Origin of the sequence: Bartonella sp. AP258QHHD (assembly GCF_042196145.1) — a bacterium.
Classification (GTDB): domain Bacteria; phylum Pseudomonadota; class Alphaproteobacteria; order Rhizobiales; family Rhizobiaceae; genus Bartonella.
This window is the reverse complement of record NZ_JBHIPR010000063.1, coordinates 75,182-95,555: the sequence shown is the minus strand read 5'-3', so window position 1 is coordinate 95,555 and position 20,374 is coordinate 75,182. Positions and strand designations below refer to the sequence as shown.

Genomic DNA, 20,374 nt, shown 5'->3' with positions numbered 1-20,374 from the left:
TTAAGACAAAGCCCCTTATGAAACTTATAAAAAAGAAAAAATGGACTTAATAACAACACCAAAGGAATTTCCAAGCATTTTTTGCTATCATAATTCAATAACAAACCACAGCTATAATAATTCTGTCCGTTAAGGCCATTAAAAATATACTCTTTGTCATCATTTATGAAAATAATACTAAGTTTAATCTATACAATCAAATAGCTTTATTTTTTCCTATAAAAATAGCATGCTACGCCGGTTTATAATAAGAGCCTCATAAAGTATCATATCAATACCATTTACTTGCGCATCACAAGCAGAGATAAAAATGGACTTAAGAAAGGTGTACCAATATCTCTTATGCAGCATTTCAAAGTCTAGGCTGTTACAATATTGAGAACTGAAAAATACTATGATGACACCAATTTATACTTTGATATTCAGCATAAAGATATAATAATTTCCAATGGATTTTATATTGCACACCCCATACTCTCTATCGTGAAATGAGCTTGAGAAATATTGGACATCACATGGCTGACTTGCAAAATATCCCACACACTAAGGCTGATAAAAAACAAAAAATAATTTTTTAAGGATCAATCCATTAGGAGCGTTACGAACCGTAACTCTCCATCTGGACGCGCTACAATAAATAGAGCATTTTTGCGTCCAGCTTCACGTAATTTATGAATACGTTTTTTAGCCTCATCAATTGTTGTGATAGAACTCTGATTGATATCAACAATCACTTCACCAACGCGAATACGCTTTTTATCCGCGGCACTATTTTGTGCAACAGATGTCACCACTAGTCCTCGAAGTTTATCTGAAATTGAATAACGATGACGCAAATCCTCTGTCAGTTCAGATAACGTCATTCCCATAAATTGCATTGTCACGTTTTTCGACAGATCTTGATTTTTTTTATCATCAACTTCTTCTGTATCTTCATTTGGATCTGTTTCAATCAAACGTCCAAGCTTAACTTTTACTGTTGCTTCTTGCCCATTGCGTAAAATAGTAACGTCCACCACTTTTCCTTCTGAACTTTCTGCAACTAAACGCGGCAAATCACGTGCATGCTTAATTTTGGAATTACCAAAGGAAAGAATAACATCTCCAGTTTGTAACTGGCTATTATCTACATTATTTTCTTCCGTCTGTTCTATTTTACCAGCCACCAATGCTCCCACAGCATTGTCCAATTTTAAACTTTTTGCAATATCCTCTGTTACCGGCTGAATACGAATAGCCAACCAACCACGCCTTATTTCTCCAAAATCACGCAATTGATTGATAACAGAAAGAGCCATATCCGATGGAATAGCAAATCCAATACCGATAGATCCTCCCGAAGGTGAAACAATTGCTGTATTAATGCCAATGACTTCACCATTTCTATCAAATAACGGCCCACCAGAATTTCCCCGATTAATTGCTGCATCTGTTTGAATAAAATTATCATAGGGACCAGCATTAAGATCACGGTTACGTGCAGAAATAATACCAACCGTCACACTTCCACCAAAACCATAAGGATTACCAATAGCCATAACCCAGTCACCAATACGTGCTTTTTCTGAGTCACCAAAACGCACAGCTTTTAATTTTTTACTTCCTGCATCGACTTGAAGCAACGCCAAATCAGTTTTGCTATCCTTTCCAAGAAGCTTTGCCTTTAGTTTTGTACCATCCGTAAAATTAACTTCAATATCATCAGCATCTACAATAACATGATAATTTGTAACAATAATCCCTTTTTGCGCATCAATCACAAAACCAGAGCCTAAAGAACGCACCTTTTGAAATTGACTATCTTTTTGACCATCCTTGGGTGTAAAAAAATCACTGAAATATTCCTCCAGCAATGAATCTTTTGGGATAACGGGTACCGAGGTGTTTGCATCCTGTTCTGTTCCTTCAACAGTCTGCGCCGTGGAAATATTCACAACTGTTTCCAAAAGCTCAGAAGCTAAATCAGGAATAGAAAGCAATGCCTTGCTTGTCTCGGCTCCCCAAGACAAACTCACTGATCCTGATAGAAACAAAGTCACACAAAAAACAACTCTTGTGATAAAAAACTTTAAAAACGTATTTTTACTCACGATACTTCTATCCATGACATGCCTTTAATCAAAGATGCAAAGAGCCCCACTAAATTTATCTACGTAAAACCAGCACGGCTCGATACTCTCTACCACTTTTACCATAAAAGAAAATGGTCACAGATCATTCTTTTCATGCAAAATCTCGTATCTGCAATCCATTATTTTATCTATTCTCTCCCGATTTTGGATCAGTTTTACTGAGGCCAGTATTCATTGTCGGTAAGAATGCTTTATTTGCCTGCGGCGGATTACGAAAATAGAAAAAGAAATCCTCATTTGGAGAAATCACCATCGGTGTTTTCTCTAAATTCTTGTATTGTTCCATCGCCAACCAAAAATCGTAAAAAGACGGATTAGCCTCCCTCGCATTCAATAAAAGACGAATACTTTCAGCTTGACCTTCACCACGGGTAATTTCAGCATCACGCTTTGCAGCTGCTACAATTTCTTCATATTCACGATTAGCTTCTGCCACAATACGATCTCGCTCCTGCTGACCACGAGCCCGGATATTTTCCGCAGCAGCTTCACGTTCAGCTGCCATTTGCCGATAGACATCTTCTGAAACAGCATCAGTCAAATCGGTTTTACGAATACGCACATCAACAATGGTAATACCCAACGAGCCTGCATCTACAGAAAATTGCTTCTGTACTTCAGCCATCATCGCGCCTCGTTCATCCGATAAGGCTGCTTTAAATTCTCGCTTACCATAAACAGCACGCAAAGCGTCAATAAACCGTGGTGCAAGGTTTTCACGTGCCGCAATTTGTGGACGCCCAGAAGCAATGCGCTGTAAAAACAACTTAGGATCTGTAATACGGTAAATAAAGAACGCATCCACCTCATAATACGCACCACCACGAACCTGTACAGATTGTGTAGGAACATCGTAACGCAATAACCGATTATCAACAATGATCATCTTATCGATAAAGGGCGCCTTGAAATAGATTCCAGGATTAGATTCTACCTGAACAATTTGTCCAAAACGCTTAATTGCTACTTGTTGACGAGGATAGACGATAAATACGGACATCCACAAAATCATCAAAACAAACACTATAGCACTAAAAACAAACAAAAAGCGAGATTGCTGCATAATTAATCTCCTCCAGAAATACGAGAATCTAAGAGTAACGCAGGACGCGCTGCTGTTGCCTTTACTTTTTCCGATGACTTGCTACGCAACAATTCATTCAAAGGTAAATAAGGCACCGCTGGAGAATTTGCCTGATCAAGAACCAGCTTATTTGGTGAAGAAAGAATCCGCCCCATCGTCTCCATATAGAGACGGTAGCGAGCAGCTTCTGGTGAAATCGCAGCCTCTCGAGCTATCGCCTGAAAACGTTCAGCACGCCCTGTTGCCTCTTCAACCATTTGTGCCTTTTCACCTTTTGCGATTTCCCGTGTGCGTGAAGCTTCACCATTTGCTAAACCAATTTTCGTAAAACGCACACGATTCCCCTCTTCAATCATTCTTCCACGTTCCTGCTCCGCCTGCTGAACAGAATTAAACGCAGCAGCAACCTTTGTCGGAGGAGCAGCTTCACTGATAGAAACACGGCTTATTTCGACACCAAGTTGATATTTATCCACAGTCAACTGGATAATCTTTCTAACGTCATTAGCAACTTCTTCTTTCTTGTCACGTAAAACATCATCAACCGGCCGCGAACCAATGACCTCACGCATTGCACTCTCAGCAACTTGGCGGACAGTTCCCTCTTGATCATTCACATTGAATAAAAACTGACTAGGGTATGAAATCCGGTAATAAACGGAAAAATTAACATTAACGATATTTTGATCACTCGAAAGCATTAAACCATCACTTTGTTGCGCCTGACCGGGCTTCCCACCAATCGCGATTGTTTTTTCCGTTAAAGGGACTTTCATATAGGTCTCAATTGGCCAAAAATGAAAATGCAACCCATCACCAATAATGCCTTCTTTAGGGATGCCAAAGCGCAACTCTACCGCTTGTTCATTTTGCTGAACAATATAAATTGACTGATATAGCCAAAAAAACACAATAAGCAGAAGGAATAAAACAGAAAAACTACTTCTCCCGAATTGTTTAAATTGATCCTGCCCTTTGCGCAAAATTTCATTAAGATTAGGACCATTTTCGCCACCAGAACCAAAGAGATTCTTAGCTGGTGTCTTTTTGTCACCACTGTTTTTATCACCACTCCACGGGCCACCACCATTTTGATTTGTCCAGGGCATTATCACCTCTTTAACTGATTACCACTACTCGAACACCAACCATTTGCTTGATCTTATAGGGTGTCTCTTACCTCATTACAATACAACTGATAAACCCTTTCACTTCATATTACAAAAAATTATTTCCGCTCATAAACAACAAAACGTGTCGGATGACTATCTTTATCCCCTTTTGGAATATCTTGTGTTTGCACAATAGTCCACTTTTCTTTATCAAAAACAGGAAAAAAACTATCACCTTCTATAGAAGCTAAAACTTCTGTAAGGAATATTTTATCAGCCATATGCAACCCTTGTTGAAAAATTTCACCCCCACCAATAATAAAAATTTCCTCTACATCATTTTGAGAAGCAACATTTGTTGCAAGAGAACAAGCTTGCGATAAAGAGTGAGCAACATCAGCCCCTTCAGCACAAAAGGTACAATCACGCGTAATGACGATATTTGTACGCCCTGGTAAAGGTCTCCCAATAGAATCCCAAGTTTTTCTTCCCATAATAATGGGCTTACGCAACGTCAAAGCTTTAAAGCGTTGCAAATCCGTCGATAAATGCCACGGCATGGCACCTTCACGACCGATAACACCATTTTCTGCAACAGCAGCAATTAAACAAATGGAAATCGTCATATTGCTACCGGCGCTTTAATATGGGGTTGTGCTTCATAATTAAGCAACTCAAAATCCTCAAATTGAAAAGAAAAAAGATCTGTTACCGCTGGGTTTATGCGCATACATGGCAAAGCATTTGGTATACGAGACAATTGATATTTTGCCTGTTCAAAATGATTAGAATAAAGATGAGCATCTCCCAGAGTATGAATAAAATCGCCTACTTTAAGACCGCTTACTTGCGCAATCATCATCGTTAGCAATGCGTAGGATGCAATATTGAATGGAACACCTAAGAAAATATCCGCCGAACGCTGATAAAGTTGACAAGATAATTTCCCCTCCGCAATGTAAAATTGAAAAAGACAATGACACGGAGGCAACGCCATTTCCTCTATTAATGCAGGATTCCAAGCTGATACAATCAAGCGACGAGAATCTGGCGTCTCCTTAATCATCGTTAAAAGATTGTTAATTTGATCAATATGGCGTCCATCAGGAGCGGGCCAAGAACGCCACTGATAACCATAAACAGGACCAAGATTTCCCTTTTCATCAGCCCACTCGTCCCAAATTGACACACCATGCTCTTTCAACCAAGCGATATTTGTATCGCCTTTAAGAAACCACAAAAGTTCATAAATAATTGAACGTAAGTGTAGTTTCTTTGTTGTCAACAACGGAAATCCTGCTTGTAAATCAAAACGCATCTGATACCCAAAGATAGATCGCGTTCCAACACCCGTTCGATCTGTCCGATCAATACCCTGATTTAAAACATGAGATAAAAGAGCAAGATATGATTTCATGAGGGTATTATGTCCGATTCTTCTTATTATAGAAAATAAAAACTGTAAAATCCGTACAAACATAATTCAAATCTTTTTCCAAAAACATCTTACACAAGAAATTATCATGATCTAACTAAATTTTTGATGCAAAAGATAAAATACTATAGACAGCTTCTAAAAAAATGACATAAATGAACAAAGATGGATGAACATCAAATAAAGGGATCGACTATGGAAAAACAAGAAGCTTTAAAACCACATGATACAAGAAAACGTATCTGGGCTATCGTGTCCAGTGCATCAGGTAATCTAGTAGAATGGTATGACTTTTATGTTTATTCCTTTACATCTATTTATTTTGCATCACAATTCTTTCCCTCAGATGGCAATGACGTTACGCAACTTTTAAAAGCGGCGGGTGTTTTTGCTATTGGTTTTCTTATGCGCCCAATCGGCGGATGGCTTTTTGGCTTCATTGCCGATCGTTACGGACGCAAACGCTCAATGCTTATCTCTGTTTTTATGATGTGTGGTGGTTCGTTCTTAATCGCCCTACTTCCTACCTATGAAACCATTGGAATGGCAGCAGGAATTCTTTTACTTTTACTCAGAATGCTTCAGGGGCTTTCTGTCGGTGGTGAATATGGTACAACAGCAACTTATATGAGCGAAATCGCCCTCAAAAATCGCCGCGGATTTTTTAGCTCTTTCCAATATACCACACTGATTGGTGGTCAACTTCTAGCCAGTCTCGTTATATTCATTTTAGCGCTTTATCTCACCGAAGATCAGCTAAAAGCGTGGGGCTGGCGTATTCCATTTGCCATTGGTGGATGCGGCGCAATTGTTGCGATTTATCTACGCCGCACACTCCATGAGACAACGACCAAAGAAAGTCGTTCTAGTGCACAAGCTGGTAGTATTAGGGGACTTCTGAGCAACCACCGAAAAGCTTTCTTTCTGGTTATTGGCTTTACAGCTGGAGGATCGCTCACATTCTACACCTATACGACTTACATGCAGAAATATCTGATCACAACCACTGGCTTTGATAAACATACAGCCACAACAATCATGACAGCTGCACTCTTTGTTTTCATGTTACTCCAACCCCTCTTTGGTGCTCTTGCAGATAAAATTGGAACAAGAACTTCACTCCTTATTTGGAGTGTCTTATCTATTATCTTTACCATTCCTGGACTTAATATGATTGGTAGTACTGATAGTACATGGATTGCTTTATCAGTCATTACTGGAATGCTCTGCATTATGAGCTTTTATACATCTATCTCTGGCATTGTAAAATCAGAAATGTTTCCTGCTTCAGTACGAGCAATAGGAGTTGGGCTCTCTTATGCTATTGCCAACGCACTGTTTGGCGGTTCTGCTGAATATGTCGCACTTGGATTAAAAGATCTTGGATATGAATCTGTCTTCTATTTTTATATAACCGGCATGATGATTATTGCATTCATTGCTGTTCTCTTAATGCCAGATGCTCGCAAAAAAGGGTATTTACAAGGAGACGATATTCATTAACCTTTAATGTTAACAAACAAGGATTTTAACAAAAAAGCCCAGAGTACTGGGCTTTTTTTATATTCTTTCCGATAGAAGTTTAAAGCTCACAATTTTTTATCCCTTCAAACACTCTAAAGAAGCAATGTTCCCTCCTGCACACGCCGCTTATAAAAATAAATGGCTTCATATTATTATGTAATAAATACTTCTTTAGCTGAATTTAATTCACTGAAGATAAAAAACGTTTGATTTATTTTAATATTCCCATGCCCACTCAAAATCGAAGAAAAGTGATTATCTTTCAAGATAATTTTATCAATAATAAAGATTACACTCATGATTTTGTTTAATACGTTCTTAATAGTACCCCCTCATGCAAAACAAATCCTTTCATGAAAAATAGAAAATACCATTATATTATGAATTCGCACACTTTTTTGAGAAACATTTCTCAATGCACCCAACTCCATTTCACAACGGCACCCGTGAATGACATAACGTAAAAGCCCCGTAAAGTATAAACATGGGCATCACTCTCTTTACACTTAATAAAAGTGCAAGCCGCTATCATTATACTATTGAGGAACTCTTAATATTGTACTCCCCCTTAACACTTAAGATCATTCCTAAAAATTATTTTAACTGATACACCAACCTCGCATGAAATAGTCAATAACATCATTTTACGAAACAACATCAAGCATATAAACTAAAGAGTATCATATCTTCATAAACACTCTGCATATGCAAATAATTCACAATCAAACAAAAAATAATATTTCCTTAAGGATAGTAAAAAGCGTATGATTTACGCAATGTAACAACACCATGAGCCCAAAACACCACTGATAGCTCTAGAAAAAATCTTTATGTTTCCCTAAAAAATTATCATGATACAATGGCGTTTTTATAATGCACATCGTAAATAGCTTTAAAAAGAAGAAAAGTTATAAATCTAAAAGGGGAATACTTCATGAATAATCAAACAACTTTAGATCCACATGATACAAGGAAACGTATTTTTGCTATCATATCCAGCGCATCAGGAAATCTGGTAGAATGGTACGACTTTTATGCTTACTCCTTTGCATCGGTTTATTTTGCATCACAATTTTTTCCTGAAGATGAAGATATTGTTACACAACTGTTAAAAACGGCAGGAATCTTTTTTATTGGCTTTCTTATGCGTCCAATTGGAGCATGGCTCTTTGGATACATTGCGGATCGTTATGGACGTAAACGCTCAATGCTTATTTCTGTTTTTATGATGTGTGGTGGCTCTTTTCTCATTGCCATACTTCCCACTTATAAAACCTTGGGAATAACAGCAGCATTTCTTCTCCTTTTAGTCCGTATGTTTCAAGGGCTTTCCGTTGGCGGTGAATATGGTACAGCAGCAACGTATATGAGTGAAGTTGCGCCCAAAAATCGTCGTGGTCTCTTTGCTTCTTTTCAATATGCAACAACGATCTCAGGTCAACTTCTGGCAAGTTTTATAATATTTATTTTAGCCATTTACCTTAACGAGGATCAGTTAAAAGCATGGGGATGGCGTATTCCCTTTGTCATTGGTGGCTTTGGAGCAATCGTTGCAATTTATCTGCGTAGCTTGCTTCATGAAACAACAACCCTCAAAAGCCGCTCTGAACAACACGCTGGTAGTCTTAAAGAACTTTTTCGTAATCATAAAAAAGCTTTCTTTTTGGTTGTTGGCTTTACAGCTGGTGGATCTCTCACATTTTATACATACACCACTTATATGCAAAAATATCTGATCACAACCACTGGTTTTGATAAACAAACCGCAACAACGATAATGACTGCCGCCCTCTTTGTTTTTGTGCTACTCCAACCCCTTTTTGGTTCCCTAGCCGATAAAATTGGAGCAAGAGCTTCACTCATTAGTTGGGGGGCATTATCCATTATCTGCACCATTCCTGTACTTAAAATGATCGGTAATGCCCATAATCCATGGACAGCACTCTTAATCATTATTGGAATACTCTGTGTTATGAGTTTTTATACGTCCATTGCTGGTATCATAAAAGCAGAATTGTTTCCTGCTTCAATCCGAGCAATTGGTGTTGGATTTGCTTTTGCCATTGGCAACGCACTCTTTGGCGGTTCTGCTGAATATGTAGCGCTTGGATTAAAAAATATGGGATACGAATCTGTTTTCTTTTTTTACATCGTTGGTATGATGGTCATTGCACTCATCTCTATTCTTCTTATGCCCGATATAGATAAAGGAGGATATCTCGATAAAGACGATAGACTTCATTAAACTTATTTTCTGGATAAAAAAAGCCCAAGAAATTGGGCTTTTTTTGATCTCCTCTCCACCCTAGTAAAGAACGAAAAGCCCGCCCCGCATTCATCTTACAAACAACTCAGTTTCTTTTAAATTGTCTATAGTTACTGCCCTCTTTAATGTAATTTACTTGATAAGATTCTATGGGCAGCCCTACCCTAAATATTTATCACGATATCTAAAAAACACCTCATACGGAAAACCTTATCTGAGGCTTACCTCACCCTCCTAAATGATGATGTGTTATGATACAATAAGATAATTAAGGACACAAAATCCCCTTTTACATTACTTAAGCTTTTTGAAATATTTTCAGTTTTGGGGCTTTCTGCTCATAAAGACCATCTCTTCTATAATCCTCCGGTATGATGCCAATATTGCATTCTTCTCATCAAGTTTAAAGGTATCTTGATCTACTTTTCAATGTTCTCTCCCTTTAAATGCAATGTGATAACTTTTTATTCTACAACACAAGTAAAAATCTTAAAACGAATGACAACATAACTCTAATAAATCATCTTAAAGAGTTTCCCTAAGAAATTATTATAATACCATTGAATTTTTCTGGAAATCATAAACAATTATGTTTAGAAAATATGAACTATAAATCCAAAAGGGGAACAATTCATGAAAAATGAAACAACTTCAGCATCACAGGATGCAAGAAAACGTGTTTTTGCTATTATAGCAAGCGCATCAGGAAATCTCGTAGAATGGTATGATTTTTACGTTTACTCATTTGCATCAATTTATTTTGCATCACAATTCTTTCCCTCCGATGGTGATACGATTACGCCACTGTTAAAAACCGCAGGTGTGTTTTTTATTGGCTTTCTTATGCGCCCTATTGGAGCTTGGTTTTTAGGGTTTGTCGCCGATCGTTATGGACGTAAACGCTCGATGCTTATATCCATTTTTATGATGTGTGGTGGCTCTTTTTTCATCGCCATACTTCCCACCTATGAAACCTTAGGAGTAACATCAGCAATCCTTTTACTTTTAGCTCGGATGATGCAAGGACTTTCAGCAGGTGGTGAATATGGTACAGCAGCCACTTATATGAGCGAAGTTGCTCTCAAAAAACATCGTGGGCTTTTTGCTTCTTTCCAATCTGCCACCCTTATTACAGGTCAACTTCTTGCCAGCTTCATTATATTTATTCTAGCATCTTATCTCTCTGAAGATCAGTTAAAAGCATGGGGATGGCGCATTCCTTTTGTGATTGGTGGTTTCGGGGCAGTGATTGCGATTTATCTGCGTCGTTCTCTCCACGAAACAACCACGAAAGAAAGCCGCTCTCACAAACACTCTGGCAGTCTTAAGGAACTTCTCACCAAGCATACAAAAGCCGTTGTCGTAATTGCATGCTTTGCATCAGGAGGATCACTCACATTTTACACCTTTACGACTTATATGCAAAAATATCTGATCACAACCACCGGCTTTGATAAACATACCGCAACAACGATTATGACAGCTGTACTATTTATTTTCATCCTATTCCAACCCATAGCTGGTATCATAGCCGATAAAATTGGAACAAAAACTTTACTTATCATTTGGAGTATACTCTCTGTCATCTTTACATTTCCTGGACTCTGGATAATCGGTAATACGCATAGTATATGGGTTGCCTTTTCCGTCATTATTGGCTTGCTCTTCATTATGAGCATGTATACATCCATCTCTGGTGTCGTCAAATCAGCAATGTTTCCCTCTTCAATACGCGCATTAGGCGTTAGCATCTCTCATGCCATTGGCAACGCCTTATTTGGTGGTTCTGCTGAATACGTTGCGCTCGGATTAAAAAAGTACGGTCATGAATCACTCTTTTATTTTTATATAACCGTCGTGATGATCATGGCATTCATTGCTCTTCTCTTTGTCCCGAGTATGCGTAAAGGAGGCTACCTCCAAGAGGATGAAAAACATTAACCCTTTTTATCAACGAAAAAGCCCAAGAAATTGGGCTTTTTTTATCATTATCACAAATTTAATATTGTTTAAATTTTATGAAGTGCATTAAGTTGCTTAGCAACTAGATAATAAAAAGTCAGTCGACTTTTTCTACGCTCTCCAGACATCATCTCAGCCACTTTTGAAACAGCCGTTTTAGCACTCTTCTCATCGGCTTCTAAAACATCTTGAACCCATTTTTCAACACGTTCTAACTCTTTTGGATCCGATATAGCAACAAGCGCTGCATCCTGCTTTTTCATCACTAAAGCTAAACGACGGCTAAGTCGTTCTACTGCTGCTTCATCGGGATTTGAATCATATAGTTTAATATCTGCTAAATTATTTGTCATTTTGCATCATCTCCTCTCCAAAAATGAGCGGACTATACTTTACAGCCGCATCATATAGCTCCATAAATAATTAGAGGATTAAAAATATTAACAACCCCCCCTTTTCCTAAGACTGTTCTTCATCTATATTTAGAGGGCTGGTTTACCAGCTATGGTAATAAATGGACGGTGAAATAAACCTATTGGACCCGGGGGCGGTACCCGGCGCCTCCACCAAAATATAAGAAACCAAAATTATATTTTGGTGGGGGCGAAATAGGATCGACAAGGGTGTAAAGATCGCTCTTTTACTCGGCATTGTACCACCGTTATCGGGCTAAATGAGTAGTTGCAAATGACAACTATGCGGAAGCACGTCTCGCCGCTTAAGGTGGTGTGAATGTTTCAATTTAAGTCTTAAACCGTCGCAGGTTTAAGCGGGGTTCGGAGGCACCTGGCAACAGAAGCCTTCACTTTTTTAAATGTTGTTGATTGATCTATCAGACATTATCAGACATTATTTACCATAGAGTTTCGTATTTATTCGATTTATTGAGGTGCATCGTAGAAAAAATCTGCTAATTTAAAATATATTCTGTCACACAATATCAATACGCCCCATTCTGCTACGTGAAATAAAAGGAATAAACTTCGATGGTTAAAGATCAAATCCGTTACGATATTCTCGTTCAGGATGCGCTTCGTGGAGTTATCCGTAAAGTTTTATCGGAAGTTGCCAAAGCAGGTCTTCCGGGAAATCATCATTTTTTTATAACTTTTTTGACAAATGCCCCAGGCGTTAAAATTTCTCCTCGGCTAAAAAATCGCTATCCCGAGCAAATGACAATCGTCTTACAACATCAATTTAGAGATCTCAGTGTTTCAGAAACAGCTTTCGAAGTAACCCTCTCTTTCAGGGAAATAACCGAAAAGCTCGTGATTCCTTTTACTTCCATTCAGGTCTTTTATGATCCTGTAGCAGCATTTGAAGCAGCATTTGATCTGCCCTCAAATCTGACCTCTGGAGAAAGTGAAAATTCAGAAAATACCTCAACTACGCCTATTACCTTATCAAACAAACAAAAAAAAGAAAATACGCTTACAAAAGAACAAAATCTCAGTACAAATAAAGAACCTTCAAATAACGATGCAAAACAAAATCAAAGTGCTGATGTTGTCTCTTTAGATTCCTTTCGGAAAAAATAATTTTTCTCATGACTGAATTGATTAATCTTCGCCAATTTCGAAAACAAAAAAAACGTACAGAAAAATCTCTTTGTGCTGAGCAAAATCGTTATCGTTTTGGACGAACAAAAACTGAAAAAAATTTTGAGCAGCAAAAATCTTTAAAAATGCAAAAATTTCTTGATCAAAATCGTTTGCGAAACGACGAATAAAGGTGGAAAAATGCACGAAAATAATTCTATCGATTGGTCAAAAGTCATTCCACGAAAGATATCTGTTCGCGTTGATGGACACGCAACAAGCGTCTCTTTAGAACCACCATTTTTAGATATTCTAAAAGATATAGCCCGCAAAAAAGGACAATCTTTAGCCTTTATTATTACCGATATTGATAGCAAAAGACCACAACAAGTAAATCTTTCGGCTTCGTTACGCGTTTATGCCCTTCAAAGCGTTCTCACCCAAAGCCTTTAATGTTTGTGCTTATTTTTTTACGTTCTCTTTCTGTCTGTTCAACTGAAACTGTTGTGACTTTTTAAGAGAAGTTTTTTTAATCTAGAACTTCAATAAAAAAAAGACTACAAAAGAGAGATAATGAGTAATTTTTCTGATCATACCATACCTTTCTTTGAAGAAGATTCCCCTCCAGACCATGATAAGAAGAGCTCTGGTTTTTTCTCCCATACTCTAAAAGAACAAAAATCATATAACACAGACTATTTAGAACAACTCAATCCAGAACAGCAACAAGCTGTTATGAATACTGAGGGACCTCTTTTAGTTCTTGCAGGTGCTGGTACAGGAAAAACACGCGTTTTAACAACCCGTATTTCTCACATTTTACGCTCTGGACTTGCCTCTCCTCAGCAAATACTTGCTGTCACTTTCACCAACAAAGCAGCACGTGAAATGAAAATACGTATTGGTGAACTTATTGGAGAAGTTGTTGAAGGTATGCCTTGGCTTGGAACCTTTCATTCCACTGGAGCTAAAATTTTACGCCGTCACGCAGAGCTTGTTGATTTAAAAAGAAACTTTACAATTCTCGATAGCGATGATGTTCTTCGACTTTTAAAACAACTTATTCAAGCTGAAGGATTAGACGATAAGCGTTGGCCCGCACGAAACCTTGCCATGATGATTGATTCTTGGAAAAATCAAGGACTCTCACCAACACATATCTCAAAAAGTGATGCTCATTCCTTTGGTAATGGCATGGGACGTGAACTTTATCACAGTTATCAAAATCGATTAAAAGATCTTAATGCTTGTGATTTTGGTGACCTTCTACTTCATTCTATCTCTATCTTCCAACATAATCCAGATATCCTTCGCGAATATCATTCTCAATTTCGTTATATTCTCGTCGATGAATATCAGGATACAAATACAGCACAATATCTTTGGCTTCGCCTTTTGGCCCAACATCCTCAAGGTCAACATGTTAATCTTTGTTGTGTTGGCGATGATGATCAATCCATTTATGGATGGCGTGGTGCAAAAGTCGAAAACATATTACGTTTTGAAAAAGATTTTCCTTCTGCTAAAATTATTCGTCTAGAACGCAATTATCGCTCAACATCTCATATTCTCAAAACCGCCTCCCATCTCATTGCGCATAATGAAGAAAGACTGGGAAAAGTCCTTTTTTCTGCTCAAATAAAGAGCGAGGAAGAAAAGGTAAAAATTCATTCAGCATGGGATTCGGCAGAAGAAGCACGAGCAATTGGAGAAGAAATCGAACGCGCACAACAAACCGGTCATGCATTAAATCATATGGCTATATTGGTACGCGCATCATTTCAAATGCGTGAATTTGAAGATCGCTTTGTAACGCTTGGCCTTAATTATCGCGTTATTGGTGGTCCTCGTTTTTATGAGCGGATGGAAATACGTGATGCCATGGCTTATTTACGCGTTGTTGTCCAACCCACTGATGATTTAGCTTTTGAGCGTGTTATTAATACACCGAAACGCGGCATAGGAGATGCAACCCTGCGCATTCTTTATGAGAGTGCACGTGCACGTGCTGTTCCTCTCTTTTCTGCTGCCGCTGACATCATTGAAACAGATGAATTAAAGCCTAAGGCACGCAGTGCGTTACGAAGCCTCATTGAAAACTTCCGCCGCTGGCAAAATATGCTTCAAGACACTCCTCATAGAGAACTTGCCGAGATCGTCCTTGATGATTCTGGTTATACAACCATGTGGTTAGAAGATCGTTCACCAGAGGCTCCTACAAGACTAGAAAATCTTAAAGAAATGATTCGTTCCATGGAACAATTTGAAAATCTTCAAAGTTTTTTGGAACATGTTGCACTCGTTATGGAAACGGAAAATAATGAAAATATGGATGCAGTCAACATCATGACACTTCATTCAGCCAAAGGGCTTGAATTTGAAACAATTTTTCTTCCAGGTTGGGAAGAAGGACTCTTTCCCCACCAGCGCTCATTAGATGAAGGTGGACGTTCAGGATTAGAAGAAGAACGGCGTCTTGCTTACGTAGGTCTAACAAGAGCAAAAAAACATTTGCATATATGGTTTGTATCGAATCGAAGAATTCATGGACTTTGGCAACCTGCTCTTCCCTCCCGTTTTCTAGATGAATTACCAGCAGAACATATAGAAGTTGTAGAAATGGAAACATCCTATGGTGGTTATGGAAAATCTTCCTTTCAATATCACGATTCTTTTTATAATGACTATGCAACAGCAAGACAAAAGCGTGCACAAAAAAACAAGAATATTGAAGGAAAAATTATCACGCAATCAATCTCTCATACACCATCAGATTTTTCTGTCAATGATCGGATTTTTCACATAAAATTTGGTTATGGTTATATTATAGCAATAGACGATCGTAAATTGACAATAATGTTCGAAAAAGCCGGAGAAAAGCGTGTACTAGATAATTTTGTAAACAAAGCTTAATTACAAGCAAACCATGATCCGTTTTTCCAAGAGATCATTTTGTTTTATTCTGACTATCATTTCCATTTGCGAACAAAGGCTTCAATGGGCAAATTTTGCATATCAGGCAATGCGTCGTGAATTTTATTAAGTGGCCAATCCCACCAAGCCATATCTAAAAGGCATTCTATCACATGATTGGGAAAACGCATCCGCAATCGCTTAGCAGGCACCCCAACGACAATCGTATAAGGCATAACATCTTTCGTTATAACAGCGTTCGCGCCAATGATAGCGCCATGACCAATTGTCACCCCAGGCATAATAACCGCACCATGTCCAATCCACACATCATGCCCAATAATAACACGTTTTGCACAACGCCTTTCACGAAAACCACTATCTAATGCCATATAACGAAAATATTCGTTTGGACGATAGGTTATTTTATGCGTTGAAACGCGCTCCATAGGATGCTCCAACGCATTCATCCGTACATGAGATGCAATAGAACAAAAACGCCCAATATCGCTATAAATAGCCTCACTATTACGCTCTAAATAAGAAAAATCTCCAACGGTTACATCCCGTAAAATCACCCGCTCATTAATTTCCACATAGCGCCCTAATTTACAACCATGCAGCCGCGCTGTCGTATGGATACGAGGTTCACTTTCATGAAATCGAAGATCTTTCTCAATATTCATACATCTTTCACCAATGTTTTATCAATAGATATGGAAAGACATACCAATCAAGCCAATAAAATCAACCATGAAACAAACATTGCAAAACAAACCTGCCGATGTTACAATTTCTCGATCTATCTAAGAGAGTCAAACTATGAAAAATGTAATACGCATCTTGGGGCTGACAATCATATTTCTTGCAGGTGTTTTTATTTATGATACGCTGACAAATAAGCCTTTAGGTGATAACTTTACTCTCACTGATTCTAATGGAAAAAATATTACTGAGGCTGATGTTCGAAGCAAGCCTTCAATAATTTTTTTCGGCTTCACTATGTGTCCTGAAAGCTGCCCTACCACACTGATGAATCTTGATCGATGGCTTACAGCCCTTGGGCCTGAAGCTGATAAATTAGGTATATGGTTTGTGACTGTTGATCCTGAACGTGACACACCAAAAGTACTCCATGATTATCTCAGTAATTTTAACAATAAAATTGTTGGCATTAGTGGAGATCCTGATAAAGTTCATAAAATGGTCAATTCTTTCAACATCGTTGCTGAAAAAGTCCCTGAAACAGATGGAAACTATACATATAACCATACAGCAGCAATTTTTTTACTCAAAAAAGGTGGAAAATTAGCTGGCGTTATTCGTTATGACACGAAAGAAAGCGATAGCGAATTAAAAGATGAAATCGCCATTGAACGGTTAAAAAAACTCATCTTAAACTAAAAAAAAAGCCGATCAAAAGAAAGAACAGCATGTCGCAACAAATTCGCCTCTATTATACTGCTTCTAAAAATGAAGCAGAACGGTTCTATACCCTTATAGAAACAGCCTTTGACGAAGAAGGTTATCCTCTTGCTCTTACAGAGATAGATGAACAAAATGCTGTATATGAGCTTTCTCTATATGTCGATCAAGACAATCAAGAGAACGCATTAAAACATTTTGCAAGCGTTCTCTCTATAGATTTTGATAAAATTAATATGGAAGTTTTACCCAACATTGATTGGGTACAAAAAAGCCTAGAAGGACTAAAACCTGTGCAAGCCGGTCCTTTTTTCCTTCATGGAAGTCACAACCGAAACGCCATTCCAGCAAATGTTCTCCCTATTGAAATTGAAGCTAATCAAGCTTTTGGCACCGGACATCATGGAACAACAGCCGGTTGTTTAGAAATGATTGCCAAAGTCATGAAACACGAAAATCCCCAAAATGCCCTTGATCTTGGTACTGGGAGCGGTGTACTAGCCATTGGCATAGCAATGCTCAAACCAATTACTGTGCTTGCATCCGATATTGACCCAATTGCTATTCAAGTTGCACAACACAATATCGAATTCAATGGTGTCAATGAATATGTTACAGCTATTACAGCAACAGGTTTTGCCCATGATGCAATTGCATCACGAGCTCCTTTTGATCTCATTGTTGCCAATATCCTTGCTAATCCGCTTATTGAACTTGTGCAAGAAGTGGTAACGGCACTTCAAAAAGGGGGATCACTTATACTCTCTGGAATTCTTGAAGAACAACATGCCCATGTTTTGGAGACTTATATAAAACAAGGACTGAAGCATATCGAAACATACCACCGGCAAGGATGGGTTACGATACACCTGAAATAAAATAAAAGAAAAGGACGTCGTTATGTATCAATCTTTTGAGGCGACAACAAATCCTGCTTATGCAGCAGAACGCATTTCTTGCCTTCGTAAAGAACTCGATCACCTTGGACTCGATGGTTTTCTTGTTCCGCGGTGCGATGAACACCAAGGAGAGTATGTCCCTCCTCATGCTCAACGCCTTAGCTGGTTAACCGGCTTTACTGGATCAGCTGGGATTGCACTGATTTTAAAAAACAAAGCCATCATATTTACAGATGGGCGATATAAGCTCCAAGTTCGCCAACAAACTGATCCTGATATTTTTAATTATGAAGATCTCATAACTTGTCCTCCCTCACAATGGCTTGAAAAAAATGGTCAAAAACTTTCTATTGGCTTTGATCCATGGCTCCACACGATTGCTGCCACCGATGCATTAAAAAACGCATTAGAAATGAAAGCAGGTGGAAAACTTGTAGAAGTTCAACATAATCCCATTGATCTGCTCTGGCATGATCAACCAAAATTACCACAATCTGCCTTATCAATTCACCCTCTCAAATATGCTGGGTGCGATACAGATGAAAAACTCGCTTTGATTTACAAAGATATACAGCAAACTCATGCAAATGCTTTTATTTTTACAGACCCCTCTTCCATTGCATGGACATTCAATATACGGGGCAATGATGTTTCCAACACGCCTTTTTCCCTTTGTTTTGCTCTCATTCCACTTAACAAAACACCAGCTTTATTCATTGACAGCAAAAAACTTGGTGTAGAACAGAAACAATATCTAGAACGTTATGCAAAATTATATGAACCAGAACAGCTTATTCCCAAGATCAAAGAGTATGTTCAAAAAGGGACAGTGTTTGCCTTAGATCCACAGCTAACATGCGAAAAATTACGAACTGTTATTGAAGAAAAAAATAGCTTTTTTATCACACTTACCGATCCTGCTGCTCTACCACGTGCCATTAAAAATGACACAGAACTCAATGGCGCACGCAAAGCGCATCTACGCGATGGTGTTGCCCTAACCCGTTTTTTTTCTTGGTTAGATAAACAAATACCAGGGTCAATAAGTGAAATTTCTGCTGCTCAAAAATTAGAAGAATTTCGCATAAATACAGCAAAAGAAATGGGAGAAAAACTTGAAGATCTTTCTTTTGATACAATCTCCGCAACAGGAGAAAATGGTGCCATTATTCATTATCGTGTAACAACGCAAACAAATAAACAACTCAAAGCCGGTGAACTTTACCTCGTTGATTCAGGTGGACAATATCGTGATGGCACGACTGATGTCACACGTACAGTAGCAATTGGGAATATTGGAGAAGAAGAAAAACGCTGTTTCACTCTTGTTCTCAAGGGCATGATTACTCTTTCAACTGCTTGCTTTCCCAAAAGAACCCGTGGACAAGACCTTGATGCTCTTGCACGCATTGCATTGTGGAAAGCTGGTTTTGATTATGCCCATGGCACCGGTCATGGTGTTGGATCTTATCTTTCTGTCCATGAAGGACCGCAAAATATTTCTCGTAAAGGGTGCCAAGAACTCATCTCCGGTATGATTCTTTCAAACGAGCCAGGCTATTACCGCGAAGGCGCTTTTGGTATCCGTCTTGAAAATTTGATGATTGTGAAACCAGCACAAAAAATTGATGGTGGAGATATAGAAATGCTCTCGTTCGAAACACTTACACATTGCCCCATTGATCGACGGTTAATCCTTCCAGAGCTTTTGACACAAGAAGAACGACAATGGCTCAATGATTACCATGCGCGCGTTTATCAGATGAATGCACCTTACTTAAATGAAGAAGATAAAAAATGGGCAAAAGAAGCAACAATGCCCCTTTAAATGAAGCAACCTATAACTTTTACCCTTTCTACAAAACACTACACCCTTCTCTTTTAAAGAGAGAAGTGCGAATTTACCATCAGCAAACACAAAAAATATTTCTACAAGATACTTCAAGTTTTTTGCTGGTACGGTAAACGCTAACCTCGGTGAAGCAAGATGAGATACACCTATACGCGGTAATACTTATCTTGGCGATCTCCATCTAGACACTCTCATATCCCTAGTTTCTTTATATGGAAACTTTCGTTATATT

At 38.4% G+C, this 20,374-nt stretch carries 17 protein-coding genes and 1 other RNA gene; 11 read left to right on the top strand and 7 right to left on the bottom strand.

Annotated features, from left to right (window positions below; genetic code table 11):
- Window positions 1-581: 581 nt before the first annotated feature.
- The 5 genes from ACFIMM_RS07735 to ACFIMM_RS07715 form a co-directional block, all read right to left on the bottom strand.
- Entirely contained in the window at window positions 582-2,105 is a 1,524-nt protein-coding gene (locus tag ACFIMM_RS07735; protein WP_375638325.1) for a Do family serine endopeptidase, read from the bottom strand.
- A gap of 151 nt (window positions 2,106-2,256) precedes the next feature.
- Window positions 2,257-3,195 carry a protease modulator HflC gene (gene hflC, locus ACFIMM_RS07730; protein WP_375606990.1) on the bottom strand — a complete coding sequence of 313 codons (939 nt, stop codon included), beginning with the start codon at window positions 3,193-3,195 and terminating at the stop codon, window positions 2,257-2,259.
- A gap of 2 nt (window positions 3,196-3,197) precedes the next feature.
- Window positions 3,198-4,325: an FtsH protease activity modulator HflK gene (hflK, locus tag ACFIMM_RS07725; RefSeq protein ID WP_375613382.1), complete on the bottom strand. Its 1,128-nt coding sequence runs from the start codon at window positions 4,323-4,325 to the stop codon at window positions 3,198-3,200.
- 119 nt (window positions 4,326-4,444) lie between these two features.
- Window positions 4,445-4,954: a dihydrofolate reductase gene (locus ACFIMM_RS07720; RefSeq protein WP_375628859.1), complete on the bottom strand. Its 510-nt coding sequence runs from the start codon at window positions 4,952-4,954 to the stop codon at window positions 4,445-4,447.
- Window positions 4,951-5,745, bottom strand: a complete 795-nt coding sequence (locus ACFIMM_RS07715) for a thymidylate synthase (protein ID WP_273722957.1) — start codon at window positions 5,743-5,745, stop codon at window positions 4,951-4,953. The genes ACFIMM_RS07720 and ACFIMM_RS07715 overlap by 4 nt, the downstream gene beginning before the upstream one ends.
- Window positions 5,746-5,958: 213 nt before the next feature.
- Here ACFIMM_RS07715 and ACFIMM_RS07710 point away from each other — a divergent pair, with 213 nt between their 5' ends.
- The 3 genes from ACFIMM_RS07710 to ACFIMM_RS07700 all read left to right on the top strand — a co-directional run bounded on the left by ACFIMM_RS07710 (window position 5,959) and on the right by ACFIMM_RS07700 (window position 11,494).
- Window positions 5,959-7,266: an MFS family transporter gene (locus ACFIMM_RS07710; RefSeq protein WP_375612016.1), complete on the top strand. Its 1,308-nt coding sequence runs from the start codon at window positions 5,959-5,961 to the stop codon at window positions 7,264-7,266.
- A gap of 955 nt (window positions 7,267-8,221) precedes the next feature.
- A complete protein-coding gene (locus ACFIMM_RS07705) occupies window positions 8,222-9,532 on the top strand; it encodes an MFS family transporter (protein ID WP_375612015.1) in 1,311 nt (436 codons plus the stop codon).
- A 654-nt stretch (window positions 9,533-10,186) separates the two neighbouring features.
- A complete protein-coding gene (locus tag ACFIMM_RS07700; RefSeq protein WP_375612014.1) occupies window positions 10,187-11,494 on the top strand; it encodes an MFS transporter in 1,308 nt (435 codons plus the stop codon).
- A 68-nt stretch (window positions 11,495-11,562) separates the two neighbouring features.
- Here ACFIMM_RS07700 and ACFIMM_RS07695 read toward each other — a convergent pair whose 3' ends face one another.
- Window positions 11,563-11,868: a DUF2853 family protein gene (locus ACFIMM_RS07695; RefSeq protein ID WP_375638327.1), complete on the bottom strand. Its 306-nt coding sequence runs from the start codon at window positions 11,866-11,868 to the stop codon at window positions 11,563-11,565.
- A gap of 97 nt (window positions 11,869-11,965) precedes the next feature.
- On the opposite strand from ACFIMM_RS07695, the gene ssrA reads away from it, so the two are divergent.
- From ssrA to ACFIMM_RS07670, 5 genes are all read left to right on the top strand, one after another.
- Window positions 11,966-12,322: a transfer-messenger RNA gene (gene ssrA, locus ACFIMM_RS07690) on the top strand.
- Between the two features lie 179 nt (window positions 12,323-12,501).
- Window positions 12,502-13,053 carry an SspB family protein gene (locus ACFIMM_RS07685; protein ID WP_375612012.1) on the top strand — a complete coding sequence of 184 codons (552 nt, stop codon included), beginning with the start codon at window positions 12,502-12,504 and terminating at the stop codon, window positions 13,051-13,053.
- An 8-nt stretch (window positions 13,054-13,061) separates the two neighbouring features.
- Window positions 13,062-13,244 (top strand): DUF4169 family protein, encoded by a 183-nt coding sequence (locus tag ACFIMM_RS07680; RefSeq protein ID WP_375612011.1) that lies wholly within the window; start codon window positions 13,062-13,064, stop codon window positions 13,242-13,244.
- A 10-nt stretch (window positions 13,245-13,254) separates the two neighbouring features.
- Window positions 13,255-13,506, top strand: a complete 252-nt coding sequence (locus ACFIMM_RS07675) for a ribbon-helix-helix domain-containing protein (protein WP_375612010.1) — start codon at window positions 13,255-13,257, stop codon at window positions 13,504-13,506.
- 120 nt (window positions 13,507-13,626) lie between these two features.
- On the top strand, window positions 13,627-15,966 hold the full coding sequence (locus ACFIMM_RS07670) for an ATP-dependent helicase (RefSeq protein ID WP_375682748.1): 2,340 nt from the start codon (window positions 13,627-13,629) through the stop codon (window positions 15,964-15,966).
- Between the two features lie 56 nt (window positions 15,967-16,022).
- Here the strand turns inward: ACFIMM_RS07670 and ACFIMM_RS07665 are convergent, their stop codons facing one another.
- Window positions 16,023-16,652 carry a DapH/DapD/GlmU-related protein gene (locus ACFIMM_RS07665; protein WP_375668342.1) on the bottom strand — a complete coding sequence of 210 codons (630 nt, stop codon included), beginning with the start codon at window positions 16,650-16,652 and terminating at the stop codon, window positions 16,023-16,025.
- A gap of 136 nt (window positions 16,653-16,788) precedes the next feature.
- Here ACFIMM_RS07665 and ACFIMM_RS07660 point away from each other — a divergent pair, with 136 nt between their 5' ends.
- Genes ACFIMM_RS07660 through ACFIMM_RS07650 form a run of 3 tightly spaced genes read left to right on the top strand, consistent with a single transcriptional unit; the run spans window position 16,789 to window position 20,118 of the window.
- Window positions 16,789-17,370, top strand: coding sequence for an SCO family protein (locus ACFIMM_RS07660; protein WP_375628847.1), 582 nt, complete (start codon window positions 16,789-16,791; stop codon window positions 17,368-17,370).
- Between the two features lie 29 nt (window positions 17,371-17,399).
- Window positions 17,400-18,269 (top strand): 50S ribosomal protein L11 methyltransferase, encoded by an 870-nt coding sequence (locus ACFIMM_RS07655; protein ID WP_375668341.1) that lies wholly within the window; start codon window positions 17,400-17,402, stop codon window positions 18,267-18,269.
- A gap of 22 nt (window positions 18,270-18,291) precedes the next feature.
- Entirely contained in the window at window positions 18,292-20,118 is a 1,827-nt protein-coding gene (locus ACFIMM_RS07650; RefSeq protein ID WP_375671893.1) for an aminopeptidase P family protein, read from the top strand.
- The last annotated feature ends 256 nt before the right edge of the window (window positions 20,119-20,374 follow it).

Bases quoted from the DNA above. Each gene is read 5' to 3' on its own strand.
- ACFIMM_RS07665 (WP_375668342.1), bottom strand. From the start codon at position 16,652: ATGAATATTGAGAAAGATCTTCGATTTCATGAAAGTGAACCTCGTATC.
- ACFIMM_RS07715 (WP_273722957.1), bottom strand. From the start codon at position 5,745: ATGAAATCATATCTTGCTCTTTTATCTCATGTTTTAAATCAGGGTATT.
- ACFIMM_RS07705 (WP_375612015.1), top strand. From the start codon at position 8,222: ATGAATAATCAAACAACTTTAGATCCACATGATACAAGGAAACGTATT.
- ACFIMM_RS07660 (WP_375628847.1), top strand. From the start codon at position 16,789: ATGAAAAATGTAATACGCATCTTGGGGCTGACAATCATATTTCTTGCA.
- ACFIMM_RS07695 (WP_375638327.1), bottom strand. From the start codon at position 11,868: ATGACAAATAATTTAGCAGATATTAAACTATATGATTCAAATCCCGAT.
- ACFIMM_RS07685 (WP_375612012.1), top strand. From the start codon at position 12,502: ATGGTTAAAGATCAAATCCGTTACGATATTCTCGTTCAGGATGCGCTT.
- hflC (WP_375606990.1), bottom strand. From the start codon at position 3,195: ATGCAGCAATCTCGCTTTTTGTTTGTTTTTAGTGCTATAGTGTTTGTT.
- ACFIMM_RS07710 (WP_375612016.1), top strand. From the start codon at position 5,959: ATGGAAAAACAAGAAGCTTTAAAACCACATGATACAAGAAAACGTATC.
- ACFIMM_RS07735 (WP_375638325.1), bottom strand. From the start codon at position 2,105: ATGGATAGAAGTATCGTGAGTAAAAATACGTTTTTAAAGTTTTTTATC.
- ACFIMM_RS07675 (WP_375612010.1), top strand. From the start codon at position 13,255: ATGCACGAAAATAATTCTATCGATTGGTCAAAAGTCATTCCACGAAAG.
- hflK (WP_375613382.1), bottom strand. From the start codon at position 4,325: ATGCCCTGGACAAATCAAAATGGTGGTGGCCCGTGGAGTGGTGATAAA.
- ACFIMM_RS07680 (WP_375612011.1), top strand. From the start codon at position 13,062: ATGACTGAATTGATTAATCTTCGCCAATTTCGAAAACAAAAAAAACGT.
- ACFIMM_RS07655 (WP_375668341.1), top strand. From the start codon at position 17,400: ATGTCGCAACAAATTCGCCTCTATTATACTGCTTCTAAAAATGAAGCA.
- ACFIMM_RS07650 (WP_375671893.1), top strand. From the start codon at position 18,292: ATGTATCAATCTTTTGAGGCGACAACAAATCCTGCTTATGCAGCAGAA.
- ACFIMM_RS07670 (WP_375682748.1), top strand. From the start codon at position 13,627: ATGAGTAATTTTTCTGATCATACCATACCTTTCTTTGAAGAAGATTCC.
- ACFIMM_RS07700 (WP_375612014.1), top strand. From the start codon at position 10,187: ATGAAAAATGAAACAACTTCAGCATCACAGGATGCAAGAAAACGTGTT.
- ACFIMM_RS07720 (WP_375628859.1), bottom strand. From the start codon at position 4,954: ATGACGATTTCCATTTGTTTAATTGCTGCTGTTGCAGAAAATGGTGTT.